This window comes from Nocardioides sp. BE266 (assembly GCF_031457855.1).
Lineage (GTDB): Bacteria > Actinomycetota > Actinomycetes > Propionibacteriales > Nocardioidaceae > Nocardioides.
In genome coordinates this window covers 42,493-58,750 of sequence record NZ_JAURTI010000012.1, presented here as the reverse complement: position 1 = coordinate 58,750, position 16,258 = coordinate 42,493, and the positions used below count along the sequence as shown (strand labels likewise).

The window sequence follows — 16,258 nt, the reverse complement described above, 5'->3', positions numbered from 1 at the left end:
ACGACCGCACCAGACCAAGAGAGGCGCCGTCAGACCACGCCGGTCCGGCGGCGCCTCACCCTGCCCATTGACAGCGGGGCCCTACATATCAGTCGGAGTCGCGGCGCGCCGGGTCGCCCAGCCACTGCGCGAGGCGGCCGTTCTCCGAGACCTGCCGCAGCCGGGTCTCGGTGGCCTCGCGCAGCTTGCGCGGCGTGACGACCACGAGGTCGTCGCCCGACTTCAGGACCGTACGACGCTCGGGCACGAGCACGTCGCCCGCCCGGATGACGAGCGAGACCGACGCCCCTTGGGGGAGCCGCAGCTCGCCGACCTCGACCCCGTGCATCTTCGAGGTCGGCGCGATCGTCACCTGGAGGAGGTCGGCGGCGACCCGCTCCAGCGGGGCGGCCTCGACGTCGAGGCCGCGCGGCTCGGAGCGTCGGGCCACGCGGAGGAGCCGGGCCACCCAGGGCAGGGTGGGCCCGGTGAGCAGGGTGTAGACGACGACCATCACGAAGACGATGTCGAAGAGGTGGTCGGCACCGTCGACGCCCTCGCTCAGCGGGATCGTCGCGAGCACGATGGGGACCGCGCCGCGCAGCCCGGCCCACGAGATGAAGACGAGGTCGCGCACCCCCATCCGCTGCACGGCGCTGCTGATGAACACCGACAGCGGGCGGGCGACGAAGGTCAGCACGAGGCCGGTCACCAGCGCGTCGACGACGGTGTTGAGGTCGATCCGGCCCGGCGAGAGCAGCAGACCGAGCATGACGAAGAGCCCGATCTGCGCGAGCCAGGCGACGCCCTCGGCGAACGACCTCGTCGCCACCCGGTGGGGCAGCTCGCTGTTGCCGAGGATCAGCGCGGCGACGTAGATGGCGGCGAAGCCCGAGGCGTGCACCGCGGCCGCAGCGCCGTACGCCGTGAACGCCAGGCACATGACGGCGAGCGGGTAGAGGCCGGACGACGGCAGCGCGACCCGACGCATCAGCCACGCCCCGGCGAGTCCGACGGCGGCGCCGATCAGGCCACCGGCGAGGAGCTCGAAGACGATCGTCCCGGCGACCTCGAGGAGCCCCGCGTCCCCCGCCGCACCGGTGGAGATGATGCCGACGAGGACGACCGTCGGGGCGTCGTTGAGCCCGGACTCCGCCTCGAGCGCACCGGTCAGCCGCTTGGGCAGCGGCACGACCCGCAGCACCGAGAACACCGCGGCGGCGTCGGTCGGCGAGCAGACCGCACCGAGCAGGATCGCGAGCTCCCAGGGGAGGCCGAGGACGTAGTGGGTGCCGACCGCCACGACCGCCACCGACACCGCCACGCCGAGCGTGGCGAGCGAGACGCCGAGCCGGATGCTCGGCCTCATCTGCCGCCAGTCGGTCGTCAGGCCACCTTCGGCGAGGATGATCGCCAAGGCGCCGAAGCCGAGGGCGTGGGCGAGCTGTGCGTCGTCGAAGGGGATCGCGAACGGACCACCCTCACCGAGCAGCACGCCGATCAGGAGGTAGATGAGCAGCGACGGCAGGCCGGCGCCGGCCGAGACCCGCACCGCCAGGATCGCCGCGAGCGTGACCACGGCGCCGACCAGCACGAACGCGTCGAGCTGGTGGACGTCGAAAGTCATGCACACCTCGTGCCATCGGATCTGGTGACGGGGCTGGTCGTGGCGCGATCCTATCGGTCGGGAACGGCCGTCCAGTCCGGGTTTCCAGCGCACGGGCACCTCCACGACGTACTGCTGCCACGGGTCGACCCGGCCGCCCGCGTGGGCCAGAATCGTTCGTCGGACCACGTTTGGGAGGGCGTTGGCGCGGGTAGGCGTCCGCCGACGAGAGGGAGTGATCGATGTACGGCGACACCGCCGCGGGCCGCAAGCGCGTGGCCCAGCTGCGTGAGCAGAGTGGCGACATCCGCGCCCTCGCCGCACGTCTGGTCTCGCAGGCCGAGGCCGTGCCGTGGCACGGCAAGGCCGCCGACGCGATGCGCGAGCGCATCAAGGAGCGCGCCGCCCACCTGCGCGCCGCCGCCGCCCAGCACGAGACCGCCGCCGAGTCGCTCGCCAAGCACCTGGGCGAGGTCGACACGCTCAAGGAGGCGATCGACGTCCGGTCCCACAAGGCCACCTCGCTCGTCGAGGACGCCCGCACCCGGGCCAGCGAGGCGGCGGACGGCCAGGCCGACGCCGGCGACGCACCGCTGCTGGCGTTCGACCCTCCCCCGGCCGGTCACAAGGACTGGCTGACCGTCGACCTCCCGGGGCTCTGACATGGTGACCATCGACCTGACCACCCCGCCGACGCCGCCGGCGAGCTTCCTCGACGGCATGGCCCGGCGCCTCGCGCTGACCCTGCCCGAGCTGAGGCTCGTCGCCGAGCTGGCGGGCGGTGCGCCGCTCCCGTTCGACCTCGTCGCCTCCGACGGCGCGGCCTCCGACGCGGGCTCGCTGTCCGGGCGCCTCGGCCAGAGCCGCGGCTCGGTCGAGGACTCCGCCTACTCCGACGCCCTCGGCACGCTCCACGACCCCCGCGAGACCCTGCGCCGCCGCGGGCTGCTGACCGACGACGGCGCCGATCCGGGCATCGTCGGTGCGGTCGGCCTGCTGGCCACGCCACGGCTCGCGCTCGACATCGACGTCGCGGCCGGCGCGACCCAGGTCAAGGCTTGGCACCGCCACAGCGGGGGCGCGGTGGCCAGCCTGTCGACGTGCGACGGCATCGTCTTCGAGCTGGCGTGGTTCCCCGCAGACCAGTGGACCCTCGAGCTCGCCCGGGTCACCGCGGTCCCCGAGGACCTGCCCCTCGCGACGTCGCAGGTGCCCGGGCTGCTCGACGTCCCCTATGCCCTCGCCGACTCGATCGGAGAGGCACTCCGCTCGGGGCGCTCCGACCTGGTGCCGGTGCTGATCGGCCAGGCGGACGGCGACGTGCTCGCCGACGGCGAGCCCGTCGGCGACGCCGAAGCCGCAGCCGCGATCGCCGCCGTCCACACCGAGAGCAGGGGCCGGCTGCGGATCCTCGCCGCCGAGGTCGCCGAGCGCGCGACCACATCGGTCGGCGTCGTGTCCTGGGTTCTCCTGAAGGACGGCTGGCACTCCCTGACCCCGCGCCACGACGACGGCGCCCGCGTGGCCGTCGGCCGCGTCGACCCCGACGACCTGGCGACCGAGCTCGCCCCCGTCCTGGCCCAGGTGACCACTGCATGAGCGATCTCGACATCCCCCGCACCCACGGCGCCGACGACGGCGACGCCTCCTCGGCGTCGGTCGCGGCCGACAAGTACGACCAGATGCTGGCGCTGGCCGACCTGTTCGACTCCTCCGGCAACGAGATGCGCACCCGCGCCCGCCTCGGGTCCGAGATCCTCTCCGACGACGACGTCGCCGACTCCGGTGAGCTGTCGAAGGCGACCTGGGGACAGGCCGAGGAGGACATCCGCGCGGCCACGACGGGCAAGAACGGGTTGCTGACCCGGTCTGTCGAGCTCGACGCCGACGCGCTCGTCGTACGTGCGACGGTGCTGACCTACCGCTGGATCGACGAGCTCCAGCAGGCCGCCTACAAGACGCTCGGCTCGATCGCGGGCCGGGCCATCGGCTACCTCGCGCCCGAGGTGGCGCTCGGTGGCGCGATCGTCAGCGCCGGCCTCATCGAGACCGACGCGATGGACCGTGACGGGGTCACGGCCTACCTCAACGAGCTCGCCGAGAACAACCCCGAGCTGATGGACCACCTCTCCGGTGGCGGTGGGCTGCTCGACGGCCTGCACATGCGCTCGCTGCTCACTGCGGGCGTGCTGGCCACCGACCAGGGCACCCACGCCGCGCGCGGCGGGTTGCGGGCCATCGGCATCGAGCCGTTCCCGACCGACGCGGTCGCGGCCTTCCGCGACTCGGCCGGCTCCTTCGTCGAGGTCGAGCAGCCGGTGGCCGAGGCCGACGCCGCAGAGGGCCACGCGCCCCGCTCGCTCGAGGAGCTGATGGCCAACCTCCTCGCCGAGGACCGCCGGATCAGCGTCCAGCGCGTCGGCGCTGGCCGCTACATCGCCTACCTCCCCGGCAACCTCGCCCCCGAGGACGGCCGGCTCCGCCTCGTCGGCGCCGATCCCACGACGTCGGCCACCCAGGTCGTGCGCGCGATCGAGAAGGCCGTGACCGACGACGACGCCCGAGTGATGCTGGTCGGCTCCGCGGCCGGCGGCGCGATCGCGGCCGAGATCGCCGCCACCGCCAGCTCGACGCGCTTCGTGGTCGACCAGGTCGTCACCGCCGGCGCCCCCTCGGCCCAGGTCCCCCGGATCCCGGGCGACACGCGTGTCCTGTCGCTGGAGGACCGCTCCGACCCGGTCGCGCTGCTCGGCTCGCTGATCAACGCCTCCACCCCCAACCGGCTGACCGTCGTCTTCGACGGCAGCACCGGCGAGGGCACGCGGGTGTACGTCGACGGCGCCCGCGCCGCCGACAGCGCCGAGCACCCGGAGGTCCGGGCGGAGATCACCCGCCTCCAGGACCTCGGCTTCCTCGCCGGCTAGACAATCGAGTGCACGAACTCGCCGAGCTGGGCGAGGTTGCGGCACTCCGTCATCGGCACGACCGCGCCGTACGCGTCTGCGGCGCTGTCGCCGGTGCCCCAGTGGCGGGGGTGCTCGGGGTTGAGCCACCAGGAGTGGCGGGCGCGGCCGGCCAGGTCGGCGAGGACGGGCAGCGCGAGGTCGCTGTAGTTCGAGCGCGCGTCGCCCAGCACCAGCAGCGACGACTTCGGCCCGATGGCGTCGCCGTGGTCCTCGGCGAAGCGGGTCAGCGCGCGGCCGTAGTTGGTCCGCCCCCACAGCGCGGCGTGGGAGATGCTCGCCGCCAGGCCCTCCATCACCTCGACCACGTCGGCGCCGGGGCGGAACTGGTCGCTGACCTCGACGACGTCGTCGACGAAGGTGAAGGCCCGCACCCCGCTGAAGGCCTCGCGCAGCGCGTAGACCAGCAGCAGGGTGAACTGCGCGAAGTTCGCCACCGAGCCGCTCACGTCGCAGAGCACGACCAGGTCGGTGCGGTGCGGCCGCTTGGGCTTGTGGTGGGTCGTCAGCGGCACCCCGCCGGTCGCGATCGAGGCGCGCACCGTGCGTCGTACGTCGAGGGGGCCGCGCCGCTTCGCGTGCTGCTCCTTGGTGAGGCGGGCGGCGAGGCGACGGGCCAGCGGGTAGATCTCGCGACGCATCTCGTCGAGGTCGCTGCGGCGCGCGGCGGTGAAGTCGAGCCGGTCGATGGTGGGGCGGACGGTCACGTCAGCGACGTGCTCGGGCCCCTTCTCCTCCGCGATGCGACGCCGCGCGTCGCCCTCGACCATCCGGGTGAAGTCACCGATGCGCCGGCCGGCCGCGCGCTGCGCCTGCTCGTCGTCGAGGCCGCCGGCCAGTAGCCCTTGCACGATCCGGTCCATCAGCTCGGACGGCGACACTCGTTGCAGGGAGGTGTACGCCGACCAGCTGGAGAGGCCCGGCCCGCGCCCGGGCATCGCGCCGAACCGGGCGACCGCCTCGACTGCAAGGTCCTGCAACGCCTGCTGGTCGCCGGAGGCGAGGGCCTCGGCCAGCGCCTCGCGGAAGCGCTCCAGCTCGGGTCCGGAGTCGCGTACGCCCCGGCTCGGCACCGCATCCTCGCCGGCAACACCGCTGCCGACCAGCCGCGGGTAGTAGATGTCGAACACCGCGTCGAAGGTGACCCGCTGCGGCTGGCGCTTGACCAGCGTCGCGGCGTAGGCCGCCCGCACCGTCTCGCGGTCGTGCCAGCGCACCTTCTCCAGCGCACTGATCGCGTCGAGGCCCTCGGCCAGCGACACCGACAGGCCCGCGGAGCGCAGCGCCTCCACGAAGCCGATGTGGGTGTCGAGCAGGCTCATCGGGGTCCCTGCGCGGACCGCAGCGCAGCGAGGATTCGCGTGGGGTGGTTCATCCGACGGCCAGCTTCAGCTCCTTGATCGCGCGCTGCTGGTCGGACGCGTGCTTGAGCACGACGCCGAGCGTGCGCGCGACGGTGGCCTCGTCGAGGTCTCCGACCTGGAGCGCGATCAGGGTGCGCGCCCAGTCGACCGACTCCGCGATCGAGGGCGCCTTCTTCAGCTCGAGCTCCCGCAGCCGTACGACGACGTCGACGAGCTGGGCGGCGACCTTGTGGTCGAGCCCGGGCACCTGGCTGGTCACGATCGCGCGCTCCCGCTCGGCGTCGGGGTAGTCGAGGTGCAGGAACAGGCAGCGCCGCTTGACCGCCTCGGACAGCTCCCGGCTGGCGTTGGACGTGAGCACCACGAACGGCCGCCGCGTCGCGGTGACGGTGCCGAGCTCGGGGATGGTCACCTGGAAGTCGCTGAGCACCTCCAGCAGCAGGCCCTCGACCTCGACGTCGGTCTTGTCGACCTCGTCGACGAGGAGGACGGTCGGCTCGCCCCGCCGGATCGCGCTCAGCAGCGGCCGGGTGAGCAGGAACTCCTCGGTGAAGATGTCGTCGTGGGTCTCGCTCCAGCTGGAGTCGCTCTGCCGTGAGGTGGCCTGGGACGCCTGGATCCGCAGCAGCTGCTTCTTGTAGTTCCACTCGTAGAGCGCCCGCGCCTCGTCGAGGCCCTCGTAGCACTGGAGCCGCACCAGCTCCGCGCCCGTCGCCCGCGCGACGGCCTTCGCCAGCTCGGTCTTGCCCACGCCCGCCGGACCCTCGATCAGCAGCGGCTTCTCCAGCGCCCCCGCGAGGTAGGCCGTCAGCGCGGTCGCGTCGTCGGTGAGGTAGCCGGCCGCGCGCAGCCGCGCAGCCGCGTCGTCGGCGGACTCGAACCAGGTCGTCACCCGGCGAGCCTAGCCACCGTGGTGGCCGCAATGCGGTCGCGCACCCGCGGTCCGCTTCGTACCCTCTGCCCATGTCGACTGTCTCGCTCGTGGAGGGCGATCGCACCCTTCCCGCCGGTTTCGCCCACCCGCACGCCTCCGAGGAGGCGAGGGCGGTCGCCGAGGCGGGCATGATCCTGAGGGTCCAGGTCGGGTCGGGCGTGCACGGGACCTCGATCACTGGCCAGGACGACCGCGACGAGATGGGCATCTGCCTCGAACCGGCGCGTTTCGTGACCGGGCTGGCGCGGGTGCCGAAGGGCATCGACGCGCGGGACCACGAGGTCGACTTCGAGCAGTACCAGCGCCACACCGTGTGGGACCAGCCCGGCGGGCTGGCCAACCGGTCCGGTGCCGGCGACCTCGACGTCGTCGTCTACTCCGCGCGCAAGTGGTGCCGCCTGGCGCTCGCGGGCAACCCGACGGTGCTCCTGGCCCTGTTCGTGCCCGACGAGGAGGTGGTGTTCCGCAACGAGGTCGGCGCCGAGCTGGTCGCCAACGCGCACCGCTTCGTCTCCCGCCTGGCCGCGGACCGGTTCATCGGCTACCTCCGCTCGCAGAAGCAGGCCATGACCGGTGAGGTCGGCGCGCACACCAACCGGCCCGAGCTCGTCGCCGTCCACGGGTACGACACCAAGTTCGCGATGCACGCGCTCCGCCTCGGGGTGCAGGGCGTCGAGCTGCTGACCACGGGACGCATCACGCTGCCCGTGCCCGAGCCGGACCTGTCGTACCTGCGCTCCGTGCGTCGCGGCGACGTCGCCCTGGACGAGGTCGTCGCCGCGGTCGACGAGGCCGAACGACGCCTGGAGCAGCTCCGCGACGGCACCGACCTGGCGCTGCAGCCCGATCGGACGTGGGTCGACGACTGGCTGCACCGCTCGCACCTGGCGTACTGGGACGCGTGAGGCCCGGGCCGCGGGCTCTCGCCTCGGATCGCGTCGGGGCGGAGCGCTCGCTGCGCTCACGCTCCTCAGGTCACAGATGCCTCTGGTGAGCCGTCGCTTCGCGACGTCTCAGCAGAGGGGGCGGGATTCGAACCCGCGGTAGGTCTCCCTACGACCGCTTTCAAGGCGGTTCCGATCGGCCGCTCCGGCACCCCTCCTCGTACGACGCCGGGCGCCGCACACCGCGGGACTCTACCCAAGGGTCGGGGAGTCGGACGCGGCGTGATGAAATCGGGCGCGTGACGACCGAGAACGCCACCGTCTACCGCCTCGCCCCCGCCGTCGCGGCGCGCCTGCTGGGCGTGGTGCTGGTGGCGGTCGCCGTGCTGATCCTGGTGTGCACGCTCGCCATCGCCGTGATCGACCTCCACAGCCTGTTCCTGCTGGTGCCCGTCGCCCTGACCGTCCTGGTGCTGGTCGGCACGCGGTGGGTGTGGCGCGAGAAGGGCTGGGTCGCCCGGCTGACCGCCGAGGGCTACCGCGTGCAGTGGGTGCGCGGCGTCGGCACGGCCTCGGGCCGGTGGAAGGACGTGGAGGACGCCGTCACCATGACCCTCGCCGACTCCCCCGTCGTCGTGCTGCGGCTGCGCGACGGCCGCACCACGACGATCCCGGTCGAGATGCTCGCCGTGGACCGCGAGGCCTTCGTCCGCGACATCCAGGCGCACCTCCAGCAGGGGCACGGGCTCCGCAAGTTGTGACCTGATTCGGCGCGAGCGGCGTGGGCCTTGTAACCTTCTGTGCGCCCGGCGCTGGTCGGGCATGGAGGCGTCGCCTAGTCCGGTCTATGGCGCCCGCCTGCTAAGCGGGTTTGGGGCTAAAACCCCATCGAGGGTTCAAATCCCTCCGCCTCCGCAGTGGCCGGCCCCCTTCCACGGAAGGGGGCCGGCGCCGCGCCCCTGTCCGGACTTTTGCAGGATCCTGCAATGCACAGACCTGCAGTCTGATCCGAGTTACGCGTCAGTACTGGCTGGGGGAGAATAAGGGTGTCATCCCCTGTGACGATCAACGAGGTGAAGAGTTCATGACCCCTGTACGCCGTATCGCCGCCGCTGCCCTCGTGGCCGTGCTCGGGCTCGGTATCGCCGGAGTGGGCGTGGCTCCTGCCAATGCCCTCGACATCACGTGGGGCAAGACGAAGGCGCCTCACTGAGGACCCCAGGCGTGCCATGATGGGCACGCAGTGAAGAGCTGAGGCACGGACCCTCTCAACCCCCCACGAGTCCTGGTCCGAAGGCCTCCCCCACAGGCCAGCTTCAGCTCTCGAGGGCAGCAACCTCCGGTTGCTGCCCTCGACCTCTTTCCGCAGGTTCTTCCCGAGCGGCTAGGTCGCAGCGCCCGGCTCGTCGGTCTCGCGCCCGGAGATGCCGCGCTTGCCCATCTCGTAGCCGAGCTGGAAGCGCGTCTCCACCTCGAACTCGTTCTTCAGGTCCGCGACGTAGCCGGCGTACGTCCGCGGGCTGACGCCGAGACGCTTGGCACCCGCAGGGTCGGCGCGACCCTCCAGGAGCATCCGGATGGTCATCGCGCGCTGCTCGGTGGCGATGTCGCGCATGAGCGAGGTCTCACTGCTGGTGAACGGCCGGGCGCGCTCCCAGTGCCGCTCGAACATGTCGACCAGGTAGCCGACCAGGGACGGGTCGCTGATCACCATGGCCGCGTCGAGGCCCTCGTGGCTGGGGATGATGGCCGTACGCCGGTCGACCACGATCAGGCGGTTGAAGAACTCGTCCAGCGTGCGCACCTCGGCACCGGCCGCGGTCACCGTGGCGACGTACTTGCGGGTGTCGGCACCCCGACGCGCGGCGTGCTGGTAGAGGGTGCGGATCTTGCAGCCCCGCTTCAGCGCGGCGATCTCGTGGGCGACCGACTCGTTGAGCTGCTTGATGCCGCGGCGGTACTGGGGCTGCGCGGTGAGCACCTCCTCCTGGGCGTCACCGACCAGTGAGGTGAGGAAGGTGCCGATGGTCGCGGTCCCGCGGATCTCCGCGAAGGGGCCACCGACGGCGCTGGGCGAGCGACGCCACGCCTGGGAGAGCGAGCTGAAGGCCTGGGCCCAGTGCGCCGACTCCGCGATCAGCTCAGCGCCCTGCTGACCGAGCGGGGCGACGACCTGCGCCTGCACGGCTGCCGGGTCGACGGCACGCCAGTGGGCGCCGTCCTCGGACTTCACCACCAGCCCGAGCTCGACGAGGATGCCGAAGGCCTCGTGCAGCTCCCCGCCCTTGACGATGCGCTCGTCAGCGGCGCTGACGCCCCCGGACGTCACGATCTCCTCGTAGAGAGGGGTGGCGTGCTCCTCGAACACACCACGCTCGTGCTGCCCCAAGGGCATGGCTCACCTCTCGTTCCCACCGAGTCCCCGTGGGGAGGATGGTGCCACATCGGACGAAACCGGACTGGTCCGGCGAGAAACGCGCCGACCCGCCTCCGCGTGGGCGGGGACGGGTCGGCGCGTGGTGCTCGTGGGGCTTGGCTCAGGCGTCGAGCCGCGCCTTGAGGGTGTCGAGCTCGCTCCAGAGGACGGCCGGCAGGTCGTCGCCGAACTTGTCGAACCACTCCTGGATCTGCGGGAGCTCGGCCTTCCACTCCTCGGCGTCGACCGCGAGGGCCTGGGCGAGCTGCTCCTCGGTGAGACCGAGGCCCTCGACGTCGAGCGAGCCCGGCGCCGGGACGTGGCCGATCGGGGTCTCGACGGCGGCGGCCTGGCCGTCGATGCGCTCGATGACCCACTTCAGGACGCGGCTGTTCTCGCCGAAGCCGGGCCACAGGAAGTCACCGTCATCGCCGCGGCGGAACCAGTTGACGTAGAAGATCTTCGGCAGCTTGGCGGCGTCGTTGTCCTTGCCCACGTTGACCCAGTGGCCGAAGTAGTCGCCGGCGTTGTAGCCGATGAACGGCAGCATCGCCATCGGGTCGCGGCGCACCACACCCACGGCGCCCACGGCGGCGGCCGTGGTCTCCGAGGAGAGCGTGGCGCCCATGAACGTGCCGTGGTTCCAGTCGCGGGCCTCGGTCACCAGCGGGATCGTCGTCTTGCGGCGACCACCGAAGAGGATCGCGTCGATCGGCACGCCGCGCGGGTCGTCGTACTCGTCGGCGAGGATCGAGCACTGCTTGATCGGGGTGCAGTAGCGGCTGTTGGCGTGGCTGGAGAGCTCGTCGGACTCGGGGGTCCAGGGCTCGCCCTTCCAGCTCGTCGCGCGGGCCGGCGGGTTCTCCAGGCCCTCCCACCACACGTTGCCGTCCTCGGTGAGGGCGACGTTGGTGAAGACCGAGTTGCCCTTGCGGATGGTCTCCATGGCGTGCGGGTTGGTGTGCTCGTTGGTGCCGGGGGCGACGCCGAAGAAGCCGTACTCCGGGTTCACCGCCCACAGGCGGCCGTCCTCGCCGACGCGCATCCAGGCGATGTCGTCACCGATCGCCTCGACGGTCCAGCCCGGGATGGTGGGCTTGAGCATGGCGAGGTTGGTCTTGCCGCACGCGCTCGGGAAGGCCGCGGCGACGTACTTGGTGACGCCCTGCGGCGAGGTGAGCTTGAGGATGAGCATGTGCTCGGCGAGCCAGCCCTCGTCGCGCGCCATGACCGACGCGATGCGCAGGGCGTAGCACTTCTTGCCGAGCAGCGCGTTGCCGCCGTAGCCGGAGCCGAAGCTCCAGATCATCCGCTCCTCGGGGAACTGGACGATGTACTTGGTGTCATTGCAGGGCCAGGCGACGTCGGCCTGGCCGGGCTCGAGCGGCATGCCGACGGAGTGCAGCGCGGGCACCCACTGCGGGGCCTCGCCGGCTGCCTCGAGCTCCTCGATGCGGTTCAGCACCTCGGTGCCCATGCGGGCCATCACGCGCATGGAGACGGTGACGTAGGCGGAGTCGGTGACCTCGATGCCGAACATCGGCTTGTCGGCGTCGACGTGACCCATCACGAAGGGGATGACGTACATCGTGCGGCCGCGCATGCAGCCGGCGTAGAGCCCACGCATGAGCTCCTTCATCTTCGACGGGTCCATCCAGTTGTTGGTGGGGCCGGCGTCGCGCTCGTCGACCGAGCAGATGTAGGTGCGGTCCTCGACGCGGGCCACGTCCGTGGGGTCGGACGCCGCGTGGAACGAGTTGGGCATGACCTCGGGGTCGAGGCGCGTGAAGGTGCCGGTGGCCTCGAGGGAGGCGGTCAGCTGCGCCCACTCCTCGTCGGAGCCGGTGCACCAGTGGATGGCGTCCGGCTGGGTGAGCTCGGCGACCTCGGTGACCCAGGCCAGGATGCCCTGGTGCGTGGTGGGAGGGGTCGTCTGGGTGTCGATCGTTGCGGTCATGAGCGTTTCCTTCAGCGTGCGGAGCGTCTGGTTCGCGCGGCCTCGTTGTCGGCGACTTGCGGGGACGCTAGCCCTTGTGAATGCACGCACATATTGGATCGATCACAGACCTGTGACGCGCGTCTCGCTACTACCGCGTACGCCGGTGGGGCTGGGCGAGCCGGTCGCCCAGCGAGCCGCCGGCCGGTCCACCGACCGCGGCGTCGGGGTGGATGCTGCGGGTCTCCGCGCGCCGGTTGCGGGAGGCGAGCCAGTCGCGCAGGTAGAACTTCGGCAGGATCTTGGCCACCGCGAGCGTGACGTAGACGATCGTGTTGATCGCCACGAACGCCGCCAGCACCGCGATGAACTGGTTCTTCAGGATGCTGTCGGGGAGCAGGATGCCCATCGGGACGACATCCGGGACGAGTGCGACGTGGGGCTCCACGTCAGCTCCCCACCTTGGCGCCGGAGTCGCCCTGGACGACGTGCTTCCAGTCGGCCTGCTTGGCCAGCGAGAGGTCCCAGATGCCCTTGAGGTAGACCACGTTCAGGAACATCGCCTAGAAGAGCTCGGGGAACAGCGAGAGCCCCAGCAGCCGCGCCTTCCACCCGCCACGCCACACCGTCACCACACGCTCGAGCGTGAAGACGAGGCCGATCCCGATCCAGAAGGGGAACCACACCCAGTTCGAGGTGGCCAGCACCATCAGGATGATCAGCGTGAGGTAGGCCCCGAGCGCGATGACCCCGTAGCCGATGCCCAGCTGCTGCATCCAGTAGCGGAAGGTCTGCGGCCGCAGTCCGTAGGCGCCGAGGTTCTCCAGGGCGCCCCGCTGCCAGCGCAGGCGCTGCGCCCAGAGGCCACGCCAGTTCGGCATCACCTCGGTCACCACGGTGCACTCGCTGGGCGAGATCATCAGCGCGCCCAGCGTCTTGAGCGCGATGGTCAGCTCGTTGTCCTCGGTCAGCGCGACCGTGTCGTAGACGTCGCCCGGCACACCCGGCAGGATCTTGCCCCGCTCCTCGGCCACCGCGCGCAGCGCGCGCGGGCGGAACACCGACGCCGTACCGGTCAGCACGAACACCCGGCCGCGTCGGCGGCGCAGGTCGCGCTGGTAGCGGGTGTACTCGTTGCGCTGGAACTGGCCGATGAGCCCGAACCCGTCCTCGCCGTAGAACAGCCCGCCCACGGCCATCAGCGCGCGGTCCCACGTGAGCCGGTTGGCGGCGCCCTCGAGGAAGCCGTCGTCGAGGGTCGTGTCGGCGTCCATGATCATCACGCAGTCGTTGTCGCCCTGGCCGGGGAGGACCTGGGCCAGCGCCTGGTTGAGGCCACCGGCCTTCTTGTGCGTGTTGTTCACGGTCTCGAAGACGTCGACGCCGGCCTCGAGCGCGAGGCGCACCGTGGCGTCGGTGCAGTTGTCCGCCACGACGACGATGCGGGCCGGCGGGAGCGACTGCCCGAGCAGGGAGGCGAGGGTCTCGGAGATGCAGCCCTCCTCGTTGTGGGCCGGGATGAGCACCGTGATCGTCACCGGGCCGGCGTACTCACCCCGGGTCTCGGTCATCACCAGCTTGGGCGCGAGCGGCATCCGACCGCTGTCCGCGCTCCGGCGGGCGCGGGTGAGCAGCCGGCGCTCGATGCCGGCGACCCCGGCCGCGAGCAGCAGCGCGACGCCGACCGCTGCCAGCAGCACGCGCGGGGCAGGCATCTCGGTGTCGTAGAACACCTGCCAGATGCCGAACAGCAGGCCCTCGGAGGGCGCCCGGCCCGCCTCGGGGTCCCCCGACGCCACGGCCACCCAGAGGGCGATGGCCCCCAATGTCGCCGAGCCGATGATCGCCAGGCCGACCGAGCGTTGCAGCCACCGCATCTGTCCCGAGTCTCCTTCTGTGCCTGCGGGCGCCGCCCGCGCCTCTCAGTCCTTCGGCGCCGTCTTGACGACGGATGGCAGGAACTCCGCGACGAACTCGTCGTAGGCCACCGGCTTGCCGATCAGGTAGCCCTGGGCGAAGTCCACGCCCTCCTGGCGGCACACCTCGAGGATCTCGGGCTCGGAGACGAACTCCGCGACGGTCCGCTTGCCGAGGTCGCGGGCGATGCCGACGATCGAGCGCATGATCGTGCGGTCGACCGGCGACTCGTGGACGTGCGCGACGAACTCGCCGTCGATCTTCACGTAGTCGAAGAAGAGGTGCTTGAGGTAGTAGAAGGAGCCGAAGCCGGCGCCGAAGTCGTCCAGCGCGAAGGCGCAGCCGAGGTCGGTCATGCGGGCGGCGAAGTCGCGCGCCATGGCCACGTCGGCCACCGCGGCGGTCTCGGTGATCTCGAGGATGAGCGCCGACGGGTCGACGCCGTGGGCGGCGAGGGAGCCGACGATCGCCTTCTCGATCTCCGGGTTGCCGATGGAGTGGCCCGACAGGTTGACCTCGAGCTCGAACTCCGGGTCGTGGTCGGCGCGGATCCGGGCGAGCATCTCGAGGCTGTGCTCGACCACCCAGGCGTCGACCTGCGGCATCAGGCCGACTCGCTCGGCGATGTAGACGAAGCGGGACGGCGGCACCAGCTCGTCCTCGTCGCGCAGCCGCAGCAGCACCTCGGCGGAGCTGATCCGGCCGGTGGCGATGTTCATGATCGGCTGGAGGTGGAGCTCGAAGCGGTTGTGCTCCAGCGCCGCCTCGATCCGGCTCTGCCAGTGGAGCCTGGCGGCCGTGCGCGGACCGCGCTCGTCGCCCTCCGGGAGTACGGCGACCTGGTTGCGGCCGGCCTCCTTGGCGTCGTACATCGTCATGTCGGCCAGCGCGAGGATGTCGGCCGCGTGCTCCGAGGCGGCCCGGAAGGTGACGGCGCCGACGCTGGCGGTGACCCGGCGCCCGACGCCGTCGAGCGTGGCGGCGTGGTCGCGGACCCGGTCGACCACGAGGGCGGCGACGCGCTGCGCGGCTCCCTGGTCACCCTCGGTGAGCAGGATGGCGAACTCGTCGCCACCCAGCCGAGCGACGAGGTCGGAGCTGCGGATGGAGCGGCGCAGCAGGCCGGCGATGGTGATCAGCAGCTGGTCGCCCGCGTTGTGGCCGAGGGTGTCGTTGACCTGCTTGAAGTTGTCGAGGTCGAGCAGCAGCAGGGCGCCCGTCGCACCGTGGCGACGACACATGTCCTGGTGGCGCTGCAGCTCGGTCTCGAAGCGGCGCCGGTTGGCCAGCCCGGTGAGCACGTCGTGGTCGGCGAGGTGGGCGAGGCGGTCGAGGTAGCGCCGCCGGTCGGACATGTCGACGACGTTGACCATGATGACCTCGCCCATGCCGCGGTCGCCGACGACCGTGCTACTGAGCGCGACGTTGACGTCGTTGCCGCCGGAGTCGCGGAAGGTGCACTCGGTCTCGACGGTGCCGCCGCGTCGCTCCGCGAGCCGTGCGACGTGGTCCTCGATCCGGCCCTCGCCGGGCGTCTCGAAGGCGCCGAGCTGGTGCCCCACCATCTCCGGCGGGTCGAGGCCGACGAGGACTGCCATGGAGATGTTGACGCGGATGATCGCGCCCTTCAGGTCGAGCAGCGCGACGCCGTGCGGGGCGTCGTCGAAGAGCCGCTCCACCCGCTCGCTGGCGATCCGCGCGCGGCGGGACTGTCGGTCCAGGTCGCTGACGATGCGCTGCAGGACGGGGGCGATGACGACGGCGACCGCCGACCACACCACGGCGCGGCGCCAGTCGCCCAGGGCGTAGCCCGGCGGGCCGATCACCAGGATCGGGACGGCGAAGGTGAGGATGGCCAGGACGCTGGCCACCCAGAGCTGCGTGCGAGTTCCGGTGATCGCGAGCCACAGGATCGGCAGCAGCAGCAGGACGGTCATCCCCGACGACGAGCCGCCGGTCCCCGCACCCGCGGCATCGTGCATCAGGGCGGCGAACGGGAACATCAGGTAGGCGGCGAGCGGGTCGAGCCACGAGCGCTCCGCCCGGCGCTGACTCGCCCAGAAGACGACCGCGACGGGCACCAGGCTGAGCGCACCGACCGCCGTGACCCACCAGGGCCGCTCGTAGGGAGGCAGGAGAACGGTCAGGAGGCCGACCGCTGCGACGAGCGCGAAGGGCATCGCCAGGGCGGGCGAACCCCGCCGCAGGTCGGCGTACGACGCCCCCGCAGCGCGGGTCTCCGAGGCGGGTCGTCGCACC

The 16,258-nt window shown here is 71.6% G+C and carries 14 protein-coding genes and 2 tRNA genes; 7 read left to right on the top strand and 9 right to left on the bottom strand.

All coding sequences use genetic code 11. From position 1 onward, the window contains the following. Positions 1-88: 88 nt before the first annotated feature. On the bottom strand, positions 89-1,606 hold the full coding sequence (locus tag J2X46_RS23365) for a potassium/proton antiporter (protein ID WP_310254846.1): 1,518 nt from the start codon (positions 1,604-1,606) through the stop codon (positions 89-91). A gap of 221 nt (positions 1,607-1,827) precedes the next feature. Here J2X46_RS23365 and J2X46_RS23360 point away from each other — a divergent pair, with 221 nt between their 5' ends. From J2X46_RS23360 to J2X46_RS23350, 3 genes are read left to right on the top strand one after another with little or no spacing between them, the layout of a single operon-like run. Continuing rightward, positions 1,828-2,247, top strand: coding sequence for a hypothetical protein (locus J2X46_RS23360; protein ID WP_310254844.1), 420 nt, complete (start codon positions 1,828-1,830; stop codon positions 2,245-2,247). 1 nt (position 2,248) lies between these two features. Next, positions 2,249-3,184: a hypothetical protein gene (locus tag J2X46_RS23355; protein ID WP_310254842.1), complete on the top strand. Its 936-nt coding sequence runs from the start codon at positions 2,249-2,251 to the stop codon at positions 3,182-3,184. Then, positions 3,181-4,509: a hypothetical protein gene (locus J2X46_RS23350; protein WP_310254840.1), complete on the top strand. Its 1,329-nt coding sequence runs from the start codon at positions 3,181-3,183 to the stop codon at positions 4,507-4,509. Before J2X46_RS23355 ends, J2X46_RS23350 begins: the two co-directional genes overlap by 4 nt. On the opposite strand, the gene J2X46_RS23345 is transcribed toward J2X46_RS23350, so the two are convergent. Both J2X46_RS23345 and J2X46_RS23340 read right to left on the bottom strand, forming a co-directional pair. Next, positions 4,506-5,870: a VWA domain-containing protein gene (locus J2X46_RS23345; protein ID WP_310254839.1), complete on the bottom strand. Its 1,365-nt coding sequence runs from the start codon at positions 5,868-5,870 to the stop codon at positions 4,506-4,508. The two genes, J2X46_RS23350 and J2X46_RS23345, sit on opposite strands and share 4 nt — an antisense overlap. Before the next feature lie 49 nt (positions 5,871-5,919). Continuing rightward, positions 5,920-6,804 carry a MoxR family ATPase gene (locus J2X46_RS23340; RefSeq protein ID WP_310254837.1) on the bottom strand — a complete coding sequence of 295 codons (885 nt, stop codon included), beginning with the start codon at positions 6,802-6,804 and terminating at the stop codon, positions 5,920-5,922. 71 nt (positions 6,805-6,875) lie between these two features. Between J2X46_RS23340 and J2X46_RS23335 the strand changes: the two genes are divergently transcribed. Beyond that, positions 6,876-7,751 carry a DNA polymerase beta superfamily protein gene (locus J2X46_RS23335; RefSeq protein WP_310254835.1) on the top strand — a complete coding sequence of 292 codons (876 nt, stop codon included), beginning with the start codon at positions 6,876-6,878 and terminating at the stop codon, positions 7,749-7,751. 112 nt (positions 7,752-7,863) lie between these two features. On the opposite strand, the gene J2X46_RS23330 is transcribed toward J2X46_RS23335, so the two are convergent. Continuing rightward, positions 7,864-7,948: transfer RNA gene (locus J2X46_RS23330), tRNA-Ser, on the bottom strand. An 81-nt stretch (positions 7,949-8,029) separates the two neighbouring features. Between J2X46_RS23330 and J2X46_RS23325 the strand changes: the two genes are divergently transcribed. From J2X46_RS23325 to J2X46_RS23315, 3 genes are all read left to right on the top strand, one after another. After that, on the top strand, positions 8,030-8,491 hold the full coding sequence (locus J2X46_RS23325) for a hypothetical protein (RefSeq protein WP_310254834.1): 462 nt from the start codon (positions 8,030-8,032) through the stop codon (positions 8,489-8,491). 63 nt (positions 8,492-8,554) lie between these two features. Continuing rightward, positions 8,555-8,645, top strand: a tRNA-Ser gene (locus J2X46_RS23320). Between the two features lie 169 nt (positions 8,646-8,814). Continuing rightward, complete coding sequence (locus J2X46_RS23315; RefSeq protein WP_310254832.1) at positions 8,815-8,943, top strand: hypothetical protein; 129 nt, start codon at positions 8,815-8,817, stop codon at positions 8,941-8,943. A 171-nt stretch (positions 8,944-9,114) separates the two neighbouring features. Here J2X46_RS23315 and J2X46_RS23310 read toward each other — a convergent pair whose 3' ends face one another. The 5 genes from J2X46_RS23310 to J2X46_RS23290 all read right to left on the bottom strand — a co-directional run bounded on the left by J2X46_RS23310 (position 9,115) and on the right by J2X46_RS23290 (position 16,257). After that, positions 9,115-10,125, bottom strand: coding sequence for a LuxR family transcriptional regulator (locus tag J2X46_RS23310; protein ID WP_310254831.1), 1,011 nt, complete (start codon positions 10,123-10,125; stop codon positions 9,115-9,117). Positions 10,126-10,267: 142 nt separating this feature from the next. Then, entirely contained in the window at positions 10,268-12,103 is a 1,836-nt protein-coding gene (locus tag J2X46_RS23305) for a phosphoenolpyruvate carboxykinase (GTP) (protein ID WP_310254830.1), read from the bottom strand. A 130-nt stretch (positions 12,104-12,233) separates the two neighbouring features. Beyond that, a complete protein-coding gene (locus J2X46_RS23300) occupies positions 12,234-12,530 on the bottom strand; it encodes a hypothetical protein (protein WP_310254829.1) in 297 nt (98 codons plus the stop codon). 115 nt (positions 12,531-12,645) lie between these two features. Beyond that, complete coding sequence (locus tag J2X46_RS23295; RefSeq protein ID WP_310254828.1) at positions 12,646-13,959, bottom strand: glycosyltransferase family 2 protein; 1,314 nt, start codon at positions 13,957-13,959, stop codon at positions 12,646-12,648. Positions 13,960-14,004: 45 nt separating this feature from the next. Then, positions 14,005-16,257 carry an EAL domain-containing protein gene (locus J2X46_RS23290; RefSeq protein ID WP_310254827.1) on the bottom strand — a complete coding sequence of 751 codons (2,253 nt, stop codon included), beginning with the start codon at positions 16,255-16,257 and terminating at the stop codon, positions 14,005-14,007. Position 16,258 lies beyond the last annotated feature (1 nt).

Bases quoted from the DNA above. Each gene is read 5' to 3' on its own strand.
- J2X46_RS23295 (WP_310254828.1), bottom strand. From the start codon at position 13,959: ATGCGGTGGCTGCAACGCTCGGTCGGCCTGGCGATCATCGGCTCGGCG.
- J2X46_RS23355 (WP_310254842.1), top strand. From the start codon at position 2,249: ATGGTGACCATCGACCTGACCACCCCGCCGACGCCGCCGGCGAGCTTC.
- J2X46_RS23305 (WP_310254830.1), bottom strand. From the start codon at position 12,103: ATGACCGCAACGATCGACACCCAGACGACCCCTCCCACCACGCACCAG.
- J2X46_RS23365 (WP_310254846.1), bottom strand. From the start codon at position 1,606: ATGACTTTCGACGTCCACCAGCTCGACGCGTTCGTGCTGGTCGGCGCC.
- J2X46_RS23315 (WP_310254832.1), top strand. From the start codon at position 8,815: ATGACCCCTGTACGCCGTATCGCCGCCGCTGCCCTCGTGGCCGTGCTC.
- J2X46_RS23360 (WP_310254844.1), top strand. From the start codon at position 1,828: ATGTACGGCGACACCGCCGCGGGCCGCAAGCGCGTGGCCCAGCTGCGT.
- J2X46_RS23335 (WP_310254835.1), top strand. From the start codon at position 6,876: ATGTCGACTGTCTCGCTCGTGGAGGGCGATCGCACCCTTCCCGCCGGT.
- J2X46_RS23350 (WP_310254840.1), top strand. From the start codon at position 3,181: ATGAGCGATCTCGACATCCCCCGCACCCACGGCGCCGACGACGGCGAC.
- J2X46_RS23345 (WP_310254839.1), bottom strand. From the start codon at position 5,870: ATGAGCCTGCTCGACACCCACATCGGCTTCGTGGAGGCGCTGCGCTCC.
- J2X46_RS23310 (WP_310254831.1), bottom strand. From the start codon at position 10,125: ATGCCCTTGGGGCAGCACGAGCGTGGTGTGTTCGAGGAGCACGCCACC.